12 protein-coding genes are annotated in these 12077 nt (G+C 59.4%); 7 read left to right on the top strand and 5 right to left on the bottom strand.

Features of this window, described 5'->3' with window-relative positions:
- Window positions 1–63 precede the first annotated feature (63 nt).
- Window positions 64–471 carry a YgiW/YdeI family stress tolerance OB fold protein gene (locus tag BN3796_RS04605; protein ID WP_061707550.1) on the bottom strand — a complete coding sequence of 136 codons (408 nt, stop codon included), beginning with the start codon at window positions 469–471 and terminating at the stop codon, window positions 64–66.
- 139 nt (window positions 472–610) lie between these two features.
- Here BN3796_RS04605 and qseB point away from each other — a divergent pair, with 139 nt between their 5' ends.
- The 6 genes from qseB to BN3796_RS04575 all read left to right on the top strand — a co-directional run bounded on the left by qseB (window position 611) and on the right by BN3796_RS04575 (window position 4727).
- Entirely contained in the window at window positions 611–1270 is a 660-nt protein-coding gene (gene qseB, locus BN3796_RS04600) for a quorum sensing response regulator transcription factor QseB (RefSeq protein WP_061707206.1), read from the top strand.
- A complete protein-coding gene (qseC, locus tag BN3796_RS04595) occupies window positions 1267–2628 on the top strand; it encodes a quorum sensing histidine kinase QseC (RefSeq protein WP_061707205.1) in 1362 nt (453 codons plus the stop codon). The genes qseB and qseC overlap by 4 nt, the downstream gene beginning before the upstream one ends.
- Window positions 2629–2719: 91 nt before the next feature.
- Complete coding sequence (locus BN3796_RS04590; RefSeq protein WP_061707204.1) at window positions 2720–3301, top strand: NAD(P)H-dependent oxidoreductase; 582 nt, start codon at window positions 2720–2722, stop codon at window positions 3299–3301.
- 30 nt (window positions 3302–3331) lie between these two features.
- The gene (locus BN3796_RS04585; protein ID WP_061707203.1) at window positions 3332–3646 is read left to right on the top strand and encodes a putative quinol monooxygenase; all 315 of its coding nucleotides are present in this window, start codon (window positions 3332–3334) and stop codon (window positions 3644–3646) included.
- A gap of 90 nt (window positions 3647–3736) precedes the next feature.
- A complete protein-coding gene (lysM, locus tag BN3796_RS04580; protein WP_061707202.1) occupies window positions 3737–4177 on the top strand; it encodes a peptidoglycan-binding protein LysM in 441 nt (146 codons plus the stop codon).
- Between the two features lie 22 nt (window positions 4178–4199).
- A complete protein-coding gene (locus BN3796_RS04575) occupies window positions 4200–4727 on the top strand; it encodes a hypothetical protein (protein WP_061707201.1) in 528 nt (175 codons plus the stop codon).
- Window positions 4728–4743: 16 nt separating this feature from the next.
- Here BN3796_RS04575 and BN3796_RS04570 read toward each other — a convergent pair whose 3' ends face one another.
- Genes BN3796_RS04570 through BN3796_RS04560 form a run of 3 tightly spaced genes read right to left on the bottom strand, consistent with a single transcriptional unit; the run spans window position 4744 to window position 9067 of the window.
- Window positions 4744–5931 (bottom strand): glycoside hydrolase family 88 protein, encoded by a 1188-nt coding sequence (locus BN3796_RS04570; RefSeq protein ID WP_061707200.1) that lies wholly within the window; start codon window positions 5929–5931, stop codon window positions 4744–4746.
- 26 nt (window positions 5932–5957) lie between these two features.
- The gene (locus BN3796_RS04565; RefSeq protein WP_061707199.1) at window positions 5958–7217 is read right to left on the bottom strand and encodes an oligosaccharide MFS transporter; all 1260 of its coding nucleotides are present in this window, start codon (window positions 7215–7217) and stop codon (window positions 5958–5960) included.
- 32 nt (window positions 7218–7249) lie between these two features.
- Window positions 7250–9067 carry a DUF2264 domain-containing protein gene (locus BN3796_RS04560; RefSeq protein ID WP_061707198.1) on the bottom strand — a complete coding sequence of 606 codons (1818 nt, stop codon included), beginning with the start codon at window positions 9065–9067 and terminating at the stop codon, window positions 7250–7252.
- A 166-nt stretch (window positions 9068–9233) separates the two neighbouring features.
- On the opposite strand from BN3796_RS04560, the gene BN3796_RS04555 reads away from it, so the two are divergent.
- The gene (locus BN3796_RS04555) at window positions 9234–10073 is read left to right on the top strand and encodes a helix-turn-helix transcriptional regulator (RefSeq protein ID WP_061707197.1); all 840 of its coding nucleotides are present in this window, start codon (window positions 9234–9236) and stop codon (window positions 10071–10073) included.
- 111 nt (window positions 10074–10184) lie between these two features.
- Here BN3796_RS04555 and parE read toward each other — a convergent pair whose 3' ends face one another.
- Window positions 10185–12077, bottom strand: coding sequence for a DNA topoisomerase IV subunit B (parE, locus tag BN3796_RS04550; RefSeq protein ID WP_061707196.1), 1893 nt, complete (start codon window positions 12075–12077; stop codon window positions 10185–10187).

Here is a 12077-nt window from a genome sequence, read left to right as displayed (position 1 = left end):
TACTACCCTATCTGGCGAGTTGAGTCACAGAGAAAAAGGGCCGGTTGCCCGGCCCTTTCCATATCACTTGTTCAGCTTATTAACCTGCTTCACATCGATTTCAAACTCGTTCCACTCTTTGTCCACTTTCCCCTGGATCTCCACTTTGTCCTGCGGGGTGATGGTCTGGCCGTTCCAGCGTTTGTGGTCGATCTCGACGTTCACCGTGCCGCTCTCGTCGCGGAAGGTGTAGCGATCGTCGGAGAGGCGTTCGGTGATATTACCGCGAAGCTTCACCCAGCTGTCGTCTTTGAGATCTTTTACCTTCGCCGCCGTGGTGAGGCTGGCGTTGTTATCCACAAAACCGCCCTGCTGGGTCTGGGTCTGGCTCTGGCTCTGGGTGGCTGACGGGCCGTTAAATCCGCCCTGAGCGGCAAAAAGTGGCGCAGTGGTCATCATCATGATGGCGGCAGCGGCAGCAAATTTTTTCATCTTTTTCTCTCCCTTTAATGTGGTTTCACCGTCCATTAAACAGGGTAATCCTTAACAACTTCTTAAGGAGAAAATTTATTTATTTTTACTGTACAGGGGGCGGTGAGAGAAGGTTTACTGGCGCGGCAAGGAGGTGACAATGCGGATTTTACTGGTAGAGGACGATCGGCTCATCGGCGATGGCATCAAGACGGGCTTAAGCAAAATGGGCTTTTGCGTGGACTGGTTTACCGATGGCAGGAGCGGGAAAGCGGCACTCTATAGCGCCCCTTATGACGCGGTGGTGTTGGATCTTACCCTGCCCGGCGAAGATGGCCTGGCGGTGCTGCGGGAGTGGCGCGACGCGGGGCGCAGCGAGCCGGTGCTGATCCTCACCGCCCGGGATGCGCTCAGTCAGCGGGTGGAGGGGCTGCGGCTCGGGGCTGATGATTATCTTTGCAAGCCCTTTGCGCTGATTGAGGTGGCGGCGCGCCTTGAAGCGCTGATGCGCCGCAGTCACGGACAGGCGCGCAGCGAGCTGCGCCATGGCCGGGTCACGCTTGATCCCACAGGCTCTGTCGCCACGCTGGATGGCGAGGCGCTCACGCTTAAGCCAAAGGAGTTCGCCCTGCTGGAGCTACTGCTGCGCAATCAGGGCCGCGTGCTGCCGCGTAAGCTTATTGAAGAGAAGCTCTACAACTGGGATGAAGAGATCTCCAGCAACGCGGTGGAGGTGCATATCCACCACCTGCGCCGCAAGCTCGGCGCCGATTTTATCCGTACCGTGCATGGTATCGGCTACATCCTTGGTGACGCATGAAACTGACGCAACGCCTGAGCCTGAAGCTGCGGCTCACCTTACTTTTTCTGCTGCTCGCCTTTGCCGCCTGGTTCGCGGCAAGTCTGGTCGCCTGGCAGCAGACCGCCCATAAGGTCGATAAATTGTTCGACACCCAGCAGATGTTATTCGCCAAACGTCTGCTCACCCTTGAGCTGGATGAAAACCACGCCTCCGCCCGCATGCGTAACCTGCCTGAGAAGGCGAAGCACGGCAAGCTGGATGACGATGCGCTGACCTTCGCAATCTACAGCACCGCCGGCAGGATGGTACTGAACGACGGCGATCAGGGTCGCGATATCCCTTATCGCTACCGGCGGGACGGCTTTACCAACGGCGAACTTACGGGGGATAACGACGCGTGGCGCTTCATCTGGCTCACCTCCCCGGACGGGCGTTACCGGGTGGTGGTCGGCCAGGAGCTGGAGTACCGGGAGGAGATGGCGCTGGATATCGTTGCCTCCCAGCTCACTCCGTGGCTGGTGGCGCTGCCTTTGATGCTGATCGCGCTGATTGTGCTGCTGAACCGGGAACTGATGCCATTGAAGCGGCTGGCGCAGGCGCTGCGCAACCGCTCGCCAGATGCCACTAACAGGCTCGATTCCGACGTCCCGCCGGAGGTTCGCCCGCTGCTTGATGCGCTTAACCATCTCTTTGTCCGCACCCGGGAGATGATGAATCGCGAACGTCGTTTTACCTCCGATGCCGCCCACGAGCTGCGCAGCCCGCTCGCGGCGCTGAAGGTGCAGACCGACGTGGCGCAGCTCTGCGCCGACGATGCTGTCGCCCGGGATAAAGCGCTGGCGCAGTTGCATGCGGGCATCGACCGCGCCTCGCGGCTGGTGGATCAGCTGTTGACCCTTTCCCGCCTCGACTCACTGGATAACCTGCAGGATATCGAGCCCGTTGCGATGGCCGATCTGTTGCAGTCGGGCGTGATGGATATCTACCCGGCGGCGCAGCGGGCGGGCATTGAGGTGCGACTCCATATTCACGCGCCGCAGGTGGTGCGTAAGGGCCAGCCGCTGCTGCTTGGCCTGCTGGTGCGTAACCTGCTGGACAACGCGGTTCGCTATAGCCCGCGCGGCAGTACCGTTGAAGTGACGCTGGAAGAAGGCCATTTCACCGTACAGGATAACGGGCCGGGCCTTCCCCCGGATGCGCTGGCGCGGGTCGGCGAGCGTTTTTATCGCCCGCCAGGCCAGGAGGTTGCCGGCAGCGGGCTGGGGCTCTCCATCGTTAAACGCATCGCCGCCCTGCACCAGATGACGCTTCGGCTGGAGAATGCGCCGAAGGGTGGGTTTACGGCACGCATCGGCTGGTCAGGCAATTATTGCTAAAAAAGCAAAAGACTTTGCACATTTTGCTCATTTTAACGCAGCGCTCGCGCGCGTAGAATGCTGCCCAGACGCTGATAAGTGAGGACAAAAAATGAGCAAAATTTTGATTATCAATGGGGCAAAACAGTTTGCCCACTCTAACGGCCAGCTGAATGACACCCTGACCGAGGTCGCGGATGGCTTTCTGCGCGACGCCGGACATGATGTTAAAGTGGTGCGCGCCGACAGCGACTACGACATCAAAGCGGAAGTGCAGAACTTCGTCTGGGCCGACGTCATTATCTGGCAGATGCCAGGCTGGTGGATGGGCGCGCCGTGGACCGTGAAAAAATACATGGATGATGTCTTTACCGAAGGCCACGGCACGCTGTACGCCAGCGACGGCCGCACCCGTTCTGACGCCTCCAAAAAATATGGCTCCGGCGGGCTGCTGCACGGTAAAAAATATATGCTGTCGCTCACCTGGAACGCGCCGCTGGAGGCGTTTACCGAAAGCGATCAGTTCTTCGAAGGGGTGGGCGTAGACGGGGCCTACCTGCCTTTCCATAAGGCCAACCAGTTCCTGGCGATGACGCCGCTGCCGACCTTTATCGTTAACGACGTGATTAAAATGCCGGACGTGGAGCGTTATATCGCAGAATATCGCAAGCATCTCGCAGAAATTTTTGCTTAACTGGTAGCCTGGAATTAGAAGGAGTTAACCATGCTTACCATTATTGCTGAAATCCGCACCCGTCCAGGACAACATCACCGCCAGGCGGTACTGGACCAGTTTGCGAAAATTATCCCGACCGTCCTGCAGGAAGAGGGCTGTCACGGCTATGCGCCGATGGTGGACACCGCCGCAGGCGTCAGCTTTCAGGCCACCGCGCCGGACTCTATCGTGATGGTTGAACAGTGGGAAACCGTCGCACACCTGGAGGCGCACCTGCAAACGCCTCATATGAAAGCGTGGAGCGACGCGGTGAAAGGCGACGTGCTGGAGACCCACATCCGCATCCTGGAACAGGCGCTGTAAGCTTTTCTGCTCTTCTCCCCCTTCATCCGAAGGGGGAAATTCTTATACCTGCTATGCTTATTCTGACTTCATGTTAAACAGGAGGATGGAATGGGTATTTTTAACTTTGTGAAAGAAGCAGGCGAAAAACTCTGGGATAACCTGACGGACCATAAGGGCCAGAGCGAGAAAGTCACCGAACATCTCAAGAAACTGAATATCCCCGGCGCTGAAAAAGTTCAGGTTAACGTGACCGACGGGAAAGCCAGCGTCACCGGCGACGGCCTGACCCAGGAGCAGAAAGAGAAGATCCAGGTCGCGGTCGGTAACATCGCCGGGGTCAGCGAGGTGGAAAATAATATCACCGCCACGGACGCCAAAGATGAAGCCACTTACTACACCGTAAAATCGGGCGACACCCTGAGCGCTATCTCCAAAACCGTGTATGGCGATCCCAACCAGTACAACAAAATCTTCGAGGCTAACCGCCCGATGCTCTCCAGCCCTGACAAAATCTATCCCGGTCAGACGCTGCGTATCCCTAAAGCGTAACCTTAACGTCAGAGACTACTGAATGAAAATAGCGTCTCTGGGCTGGGGCTCGCTCATCTGGAAAAGTGGCCCGCTGCCGGTTGCCGGCGACTGGCAACCCGACGGGCCTTTGCTGCCCGTCGAGTTTTGCCGGGTCAGCGATGGCGGCGAGCTGGCCACCGCGCTCTGTATGAATGCCCCGGCAGTACCGGTGCTCTGGGCCTGGCTCAACGTGGATTCGTTAAGCCAGGCCTGTGAGGCGCTGCGTGAGCGGGAAGCGATCCCCGCGTCGCGCTGCGACGGCATCGGCTCGCTGTTGATTACCGGGTGCAACGCGGGCCTCCTCGCCGCCTGGGCGGCAGAAAAAGGTATCGATGCGCTGATCTGGACCGGGCTTCCGCCCCGCAGCGCCTCGCTGGAGGGCCGCGTTCCCACCGTGGAGGAGGCGATTGTCTATCTGGACAGCCTCAGCGGTGAGACGCGCAGCCACGCGCGGGATTACTTTGATCGCGTGCCGGCACAGATCGCGACCCCCTACCGCCGGGTCATCAGGGAAGTGCTGGGGTGGTGATCCACTCCGCGCTTTTTTACCAGTAAAGTTTCCAGCTCTGCGTGAAGCGCACCAGCGCCTCAACGTAGAAGTAATCTCCCCAGCTGGCGCACTCATCCACCCCTTTGTTGCTGGCCAGATGATAAACCGAGTGTTTGAGAACCCCGGTGCCCCTCTCCTCTTTACCCACCAGATAGTGCCTTGTGAGCGAGGACATTATCCCTTTCGCCCAGGCGAGATAGCGCGCCCGGTCGGGATCGGTGACAGGCAACTGTTTCACCAGCTCCAGCAGACCGCAGACGGCGATGGCGGCGGAGGATGAGTCGCGCAGCGCGTCGGTTCCCACCAGCGCCAGATCCCAGTGACAGACATAATCCTCCGGCAGGCGATTCAGGAAATAGTTCGCCAGCCGTTTTGAGAGCGCCACCAGCGTGTCGTCGCCGGTGTAGAGATAGCTCAGCATAAAGCCGTAGATCCCCCACGCCTGCCCGCGCGACCAGCAAGAGTCATCCGCGTAGCCCTGCTGGGTATTGCCGTAGCGCGGCGCGCCGGTGACCACATCCATATAGTAGGTGTGGAAGGTGGAGGCATCCTCGCGGATCAGGTATTTCGCCGCCTGCATCACGTGGGCGCGGGCGGCGCGGGCGAAGCGCGGATCGCCCGTCTGCTCCGTGGCCCAGTAGAGCAAGGGCAGGTTCATATTGCAGTCGATGATCATCCGCCCGGCCTGCGCGGGATCGTTCAGATCGCCCCAGGCCTGAATGATCTGCGCTTTTTCGTGGAAGCGTTCCAGCAGCGCCTCCGCCGCCAGCAGGGAAAAGCCGCGCGCCTCGCGGTTGCCGGTCAGACGCCAGGCCGCCACGCAGGAGAGCGTATATAAAAAGCCGAGATCGTGGGTATTGGTATCCTGGCGTCCGGCAATACGCAGGCCAAACGAGCGCACATGCTTCTCCGCCATCGCGCGGAATTTCTCTTCGCCGCTCATCTCCCAGGCCAGCCAAAGCTGCCCGGTCCAGAAGCTGGTGGTCCACTCCACGTTCTCCGTCAGCGGATAGAAACCCTGCTGGCAGGTTTCCGCCGGGAATTTGTCGCCGAAGGCGGTTAAATGACGGCTAATCAGCTCGAGGACGTGCTCGCGGGCCGCGCAGAGATCGTCGCAAAACGCGCGATCGTCGACGGGCACGGGGATCTCAGCCAGACGTTCCTCAGTGATACGACTTAACATAGTTCGGTTCCTTCTTGGACAACGCATTATCGGGATGGCTGCTGCTCCGCCACGTTCAGCGCGCCTGCGCTGCGCCATTTGCTCTGGCAGGCGGAGAGCGTGAAAGCAGAGATAAGGGTAAAGGTCAGTGCCGTGGCGCCCATGATGATGTAGGTCTGCTCAAAGCCGATGCGGTCGTAGAGATAGCCCGCTGGAGAAGAGACCACCACGTTGCCGACGTAAAGCATCGCCTGATAGCCCAGCAGGTACATAGTGGCGTTAACGCGCTTATCGAAATGCTCGGCGATATATTTGAATACCGACACCAGCAGCAGGCAGATCTCCAGCCCGTAGAGCGGTTTCAGCACGGAGATCAGCAGGTGCGAATCGCAGATACCGGAGATAATCAGGCGTGCCCCTACCAGCATTCCCACTATCAGCAGGCCGCGCTTGGCGCCAATAAAGTTCACAAAGATGGGGATCACCATGTACATGACGAACTCCATCCCCGACTGGACGGTGCCCAGATAGCCAAAGACCGCGTTCCCCTGGTGGATATCGGCAAAGAAGGTGACAAAGTAGCGGGAGAACTGCTGCTCGGCGATAAACATCATCCACGCCACGCCCGCCACATAGAGGCAGAAGGCCCAGAATTTACGGCTGCGCAGCAGAGCGTAAACGTCCGCCGGGGCGATTTTCTCTTTGGTCAGCACCTCGCTGGCGTGGGCGCTTTGGGTGTTAACTTTCAGGCTCAGCAGCACGATGAGCATGATCACCGAGGCCACGCTGCCCATAATAAAGTTGTAGGCTGGCGAGAGGTTAAAGAGCAGGCCGGAGAAAGAGGAAGCCACCGCCCAGCCGAGGGAGCCCCACATGCGGATCTGGCCAAACTCCATGCCGTTCAGACGGCTGTAGCGATCGGAGTAGGATTCGCACGCCGCCACGCCCGCATACCAGGCAATGCTTAAATAGAGCGCGCCGACGATAATCCCGATCCAGGTGCTGGAGATCAGCAGCGGCTGGTAAACGTAGATAAAAAACGGCGCCATCAGGGCCGACATCGCCACCACAAAATAGAGCAAGTACTTGCTCATACCGAGCTTGTCGAGGATATAGCCGTAGATCGGCTTTAATATCACCGAAAAAATGCCGTTGACGGCAAAGACGGTGCCGATCACCGAGCCGCTCAGGTTCGTCTTTTGCCCCAGCCAGATGGCCAGCAGGCCAATACTGGCTGACCAGGTGAAGAAGTAGAGAAAGATAAAGCTGCTGATTTTGTAATATTCGGTTCTGCTGGTGGATTTCATATCATCCTCGCCGACATGTAGGGTCTGGGTTTTTACAGGGAGAACGACAGCTGACGTTCGCTGGCCGGATCGTTAATCACGACCTGACCGTGAGAAAGCGTGAGCCCTGGTGGTGGTGCTGTAATATCCCGCGCGCCGGAGGCGGCAACTGCGCAGCAAAGCCAGCTCTCCCCCGGTGGGATCTCACCGCTCAACAGCGGAATGGTGGCGCAGGCGGCGAACATAATGCTGCTGTTCGGCGGCGTGATCACGCTCTGCGGCTGGCGCCTCAGCTCAGGCGAGAGATCGACAATCGCGCTGCTGCCGTTGTCAGCCAGCAGGAAACAGCCCTGCCCCCGAATCTGCGGCTCGGTTTTGAGTGTCGCGAAGCCCCCCTCCACCGTCTGCAGGCGGCGGGCGCTGTTCACGCGGTGCAGCCGCAGATGCCACTCGCCAAACGGGATCTGCCAGCTGTCGATATGCACATCCCGCCACGGCGACCAGCGCGAGAAGAGGTAATTTTCATCCACGCGCACCGCGTCACACTCCCGGCGGCCGCGAAAGTAGTTATCCCCCTCCGCCAGCAGCAGCATGTTGTCGCAGGCGGCGTGCTTCAGGCCGTAGCGCCCGCGCTCGATGGTGAAACCAAAGCGGCTGGAGTAGGCGAATTTGGTGTATTTCGCCTCGGTGTTGACGTAGTTGTTCAGCTCCAGCTGTCCGGCGGTGAGCAGCGTGACGTGCTGCGAGCCCGCATCATGCATCAGGATCTGCTGAGCGTGGGGAATAACGCGCGTCCCGGCCAGCGCGGGCAACGGCGCCTCCTGCGCCTGCCAAAATTCGTGCGTCTGTGGCAGGGCGAGGATCAGAAAGGTTTTCAGCGCCCAGTAGGGCGAGCCGGGCGAGTTGTAATCCTCGCACATCGCCAGATTCGGACAGGCGAAACCGAGCGTCAGGATACCGTCGCGATCGGTTATCGGCTGTTTCTGCCACCAGCGCAGATGGCGCAGGATAATGCCCTTGACGATACCCGGCGTGAATACCGCTAAGCCGGAGAAGGCCACCGCGCTCCAGAAGGCGACCATCGCGAAGCGGTAGGTCAGGCTGCGGCCAAAGGGCACCGAGGCGCCGTCGGCGGCGGACATATAGATAAAATCGGCGGCAAAGAGACGGGCGCGCTCACGCAAAACCTCCGCCCGCGCCTCGTCGCCGGAGAGCGTGGCGTAGATAAGCCCATAGAAGTGGAAGGCCATCGAAATGTAATAATCCTTCGGCCGCCCGGGACCATCGGAGTACCAGCCGTCACCGAGATAGTAGGCCTCCATCATGGCGAAACGGCGATCGATCGCCGCCTGGTCAAAGGGCAGTCCGGCGCGCTTAAAGCCAAGCTGAACCATGATAGCGAAATAGTTCCAGTTGCTGTCCGGCATCACCGCGTCGGTGATCTGGTCGAGCCAGGCATGCAGATTATTTAGCTCCCGCTCGCTGAAACGGGCGGTGAGTTTATCCTGTAACAGCGCCAGCCCCAGGCCGTAAGCGGCCATCTCTACCAGCCGTTGATCGTAAGGGCCGGTGTCGCCCCAGTAACCCGCGTCGTGCGGATCGGTTCCCCGGACAATCGCCGCGATATATTTATCGCTCCAGCTCTCCTCGTCGCCTGCGGCCATAAGCGGGAACAGCCCCCACAGCGCGCGGGATAATCCCTCCATCCGGGCGATATCCGTGGCGTAGTGCGCGCAGGTATCCCCCAGCGAAAAGCGTGAACTGCCCGCCGGAAACTGGTTGTCCAGCGCCTCCAGCAGTCCGTTTAACGCCGCCGCTACCTCCTGTCGGGTAGACAACGGATTTGATTTTTCCTGATTTGCCGCAAGCATAGCGTCGCCCTCGTCATTCCGTGCGGCAAAGCATAGTGAATCTGTAAGCCGAAGAAATGTTAGCCAGCTCACAGCCGTGAGAGATGCATAAACCTGTAGTTGAGAAAATTTAAAAAGGTGGTTTATAAATAGCGACAGAGGGGAAAAAGTTGAGTTCTATTGCACTATGCGCAGCCTGCCCACGTCCGACTATCTGGAGCCGATCGCCTTAAACGATACCATCGCGTCGTTTAGCCGGCTGTTCGCCAATACCGTACGCTATCACCACTGGCACCAGTGCCTGGAGATCCTCTATGTGGAGGAGGGATTTGGCGTCGCGATGGTCGATAACCGCCACTACACCATGCGGCCGGGGCGGCTCTTTTTCTTCCCTCCCTTTACCCTGCATAAGGTGATGGTTGATCCGCAGGCGGAGGCGATTTACCGGCGCACCATTATTCACCTCGATCATCACGCCGTGATGAAGGCGCTACGGGATTTTCCCCGGGCGCAGCAGCGTCTGGGTCGTCTCGCTGCGCGCGGCGGGGAAGCCTGGGTTACGGACGTCGCCCCGCTTCACGCCCATCTCGATCACCTGTTTCGCTGTTACGCCGCGCCGCTGAACAGCGAGAGCGTCGCCAGCCTGCTGATTAGCCTGTTCGCCATGCTGCCCGACAGCAACAGCGGCGAGCCGGAAAGCGAGAGCGGGATTGCCAGCCAGGTGATGTTCTGGCTCGACGAGCACTATCAGGAGAAGTTCCGGCTGGACGCGCTGGCGCAGGAGCTGGGGAAATCACGCAGCTACGTATCGCGAAAATTTCATGCCGAAACCGGGGAGAAAATTCATCACTATCTCAACACGCTGCGGCTGCGAAAAGCATGCGAGAGCCTGCTGCACAGCGACGCCAGCGTGCGTGAGATCGCCACACAGGTGGGGTTTTCCGACGTCACCTGGTTTATCAGCGCCTTCAGAACAGGGATTGGCGAAACGCCATTGCAGTACCGGAAGAACCATTCAGCCGGGTGAACATAGCGCCCCCGGGCAGCAATGACCCCGAACGCAGGCCGGGTAAGCGAAGCGCCACCCGGCGGAACAAAGCAAGGCGCAAAAAAAACCCTGCATAGCAGGGCTTATCAATCAGGCTTCGATATCCGCCATATCGCCTTTCTCCTGCAGCCAGTTGCGTCGGTCTTCTGAGCGCTTCTTGGCCAGCAGCATATCCATCATGGCGGTGGTCTGCTGCTCATCCTCGTCGCTGATGGTGAGCTGCACCAGACGACGGGTGTTAGGATCAAGGGTCGTTTCACGCAGCTGCATCGGGTTCATCTCGCCCAGCCCTTTAAAGCGCTGCACGTTCGGCTTGCCCTTCTTGCGTTTGAGCTGCTCCAGCACGCCCGCTTTCTCCTCTTCCGTCAGGGCGTAATAGACCTCTTTACCCAGATCGATACGGTAGAGCGGCGGCAGCGCCACGTAGACATGACCGTTTTTCACCAGCGCCCGGAAGTGCTTCACAAACAGCGCGCAGAGCAGCGTGGCGATGTGCAGACCGTCGGAATCCGCATCCGCGAGAATACAGATCTTGCCGTAGCGCAGCTGGCTTAAATCTTCGCTATCGGGATCGATGCCGATCGCCACAGAGATATCGTGTACTTCCTGGGAGGCCAGCACCTCATCGGACGACACCTCCCAGGTATTCAGGATCTTACCCTTCAGCGGCATGATCGCCTGATATTCGCGATCGCGCGCCTGTTTGGCCGATCCACCCGCCGAATCCCCTTCCACCAGGAAGAGTTCGGTGCGGTTAAGATCTTGCGCGGTACAGTCCGCCAGCTTGCCGGGCAACGCCGGGCCGCTGGTGAGCTTTTTACGCACCACTTTTTTCGCCGCTCGCAGTCGGCGCTGGGCGCTGGAGATCGCCATCTCGGCCAGCATCTCCGCCGCCTGCACGTTCTGGTTCAGCCACAGGCTGAAGGCATCTTTCACCACGCCGGAAACAAATGCCGCGCACTGGCGCGACGACAGACGCTCTTTGGTCTGCCCGGCGAACTGCGGATCCTGCATCTTCACCGAGAGCACGTAGGCGCAGCGATCCCAGATATCTTCCGCCGAAAGCTTCACGCCGCGCGGCAGGATGTTGCGGTATTCGCAGAACTCGCGCATGGCGTCCAGCAGCCCCTGGCGCAGGCCGTTAACGTGGGTGCCGCCGAGCATGGTCGGGATCAGGTTGACGTAGCTTTCAGTCAGCAGCTCGCCCCCTTCCGGCAGCCAGAGCAGCGCCCAGTCCACCGCCTCGGTATCGCCCTCGAAGGTGCCCACGAACGGTTTTTCCGGCAGCAGCGGCAGGCCGTTCACCGCTTCGCTCAGATAGTCGTTCAGGCCATCTTCATAGCGCCAGCTCTGCTCGGTATTATTGACCTTATCCTTAAAGACAATCTCCACGCCCGGGCAAAGAACCGCTTTCGCTTTCAGCAGGTGCGTCAGGCGGGAGACGGAAAAACGCGGACTGTCAAAGAAGCTCGCGTCCGGCCAGAAGTGGACGCTGGTGCCGGTATTGCGTTTGCCGCAGCTACCGACAACCTGCAGATCCTGCACTTTTTCGCCGTTTTCGAACGCGATGTTATACACCTGCCCGTCGCGACGGACGTTCACTTCCACGCGTCTGGAGAGGGCGTTCACCACCGAGATCCCCACCCCGTGCAGGCCGCCGGAGAACTGGTAGTTTTTATTGGAGAACTTGCCGCCCGCGTGCAGACGACAGAGGATCAACTCCACCGCCGGTACACCCTCTTCCGGGTGAATATCCACGGGCATGCCGCGCCCGTCGTCGATCACTTCCAGCGACTGGTCGGCGTGAAGGATCACCTCAACGCGTTTAGCATGGCCCGCCAGCGCTTCATCCACGCTGTTATCAATTACTTCCTGGCCCAGGTGGTTTGGGCGCGTCGTATCGGTGTACATGCCAGGACGGCGGCGAACCGGCTCAAGCCCGGTCAGTACTTCGATGGCATCAGCGTTATAGGTTTGCGTCAT

Origin of the sequence: Pseudenterobacter timonensis, from assembly GCF_900021175.1 — a bacterium.
In the GTDB taxonomy this organism is placed as follows: Bacteria; Pseudomonadota; Gammaproteobacteria; order Enterobacterales; family Enterobacteriaceae; genus Enterobacter; species Enterobacter timonensis.
Note: the sequence above shows the minus strand (reverse complement) of the source record. Positions and strands in the feature narration are given on the sequence as shown.

Excerpts from the sequence above, each read along its gene's own strand:
- BN3796_RS04605 (WP_061707550.1), bottom strand. The coding sequence starts at position 471 with ATGAAAAAATTTGCTGCCGCTGCCGCCATCATGATGATGACCACTGCG.
- qseB (WP_061707206.1), top strand. The coding sequence starts at position 611 with ATGCGGATTTTACTGGTAGAGGACGATCGGCTCATCGGCGATGGCATC.
- qseC (WP_061707205.1), top strand. The coding sequence starts at position 1,267 with ATGAAACTGACGCAACGCCTGAGCCTGAAGCTGCGGCTCACCTTACTT.
- BN3796_RS04590 (WP_061707204.1), top strand. The coding sequence starts at position 2,720 with ATGAGCAAAATTTTGATTATCAATGGGGCAAAACAGTTTGCCCACTCT.
- BN3796_RS04585 (WP_061707203.1), top strand. The coding sequence starts at position 3,332 with ATGCTTACCATTATTGCTGAAATCCGCACCCGTCCAGGACAACATCAC.
- lysM (WP_061707202.1), top strand. The coding sequence starts at position 3,737 with ATGGGTATTTTTAACTTTGTGAAAGAAGCAGGCGAAAAACTCTGGGAT.
- BN3796_RS04575 (WP_061707201.1), top strand. The coding sequence starts at position 4,200 with ATGAAAATAGCGTCTCTGGGCTGGGGCTCGCTCATCTGGAAAAGTGGC.
- BN3796_RS04570 (WP_061707200.1), bottom strand. The coding sequence starts at position 5,931 with ATGTTAAGTCGTATCACTGAGGAACGTCTGGCTGAGATCCCCGTGCCC.
- BN3796_RS04565 (WP_061707199.1), bottom strand. The coding sequence starts at position 7,217 with ATGAAATCCACCAGCAGAACCGAATATTACAAAATCAGCAGCTTTATC.
- BN3796_RS04560 (WP_061707198.1), bottom strand. The coding sequence starts at position 9,067 with ATGCTTGCGGCAAATCAGGAAAAATCAAATCCGTTGTCTACCCGACAG.
- BN3796_RS04555 (WP_061707197.1), top strand. The coding sequence starts at position 9,234 with ATGCGCAGCCTGCCCACGTCCGACTATCTGGAGCCGATCGCCTTAAAC.
- parE (WP_061707196.1), bottom strand. The coding sequence starts at position 12,077 with ATGACGCAAACCTATAACGCTGATGCCATCGAAGTACTGACCGGGCTT.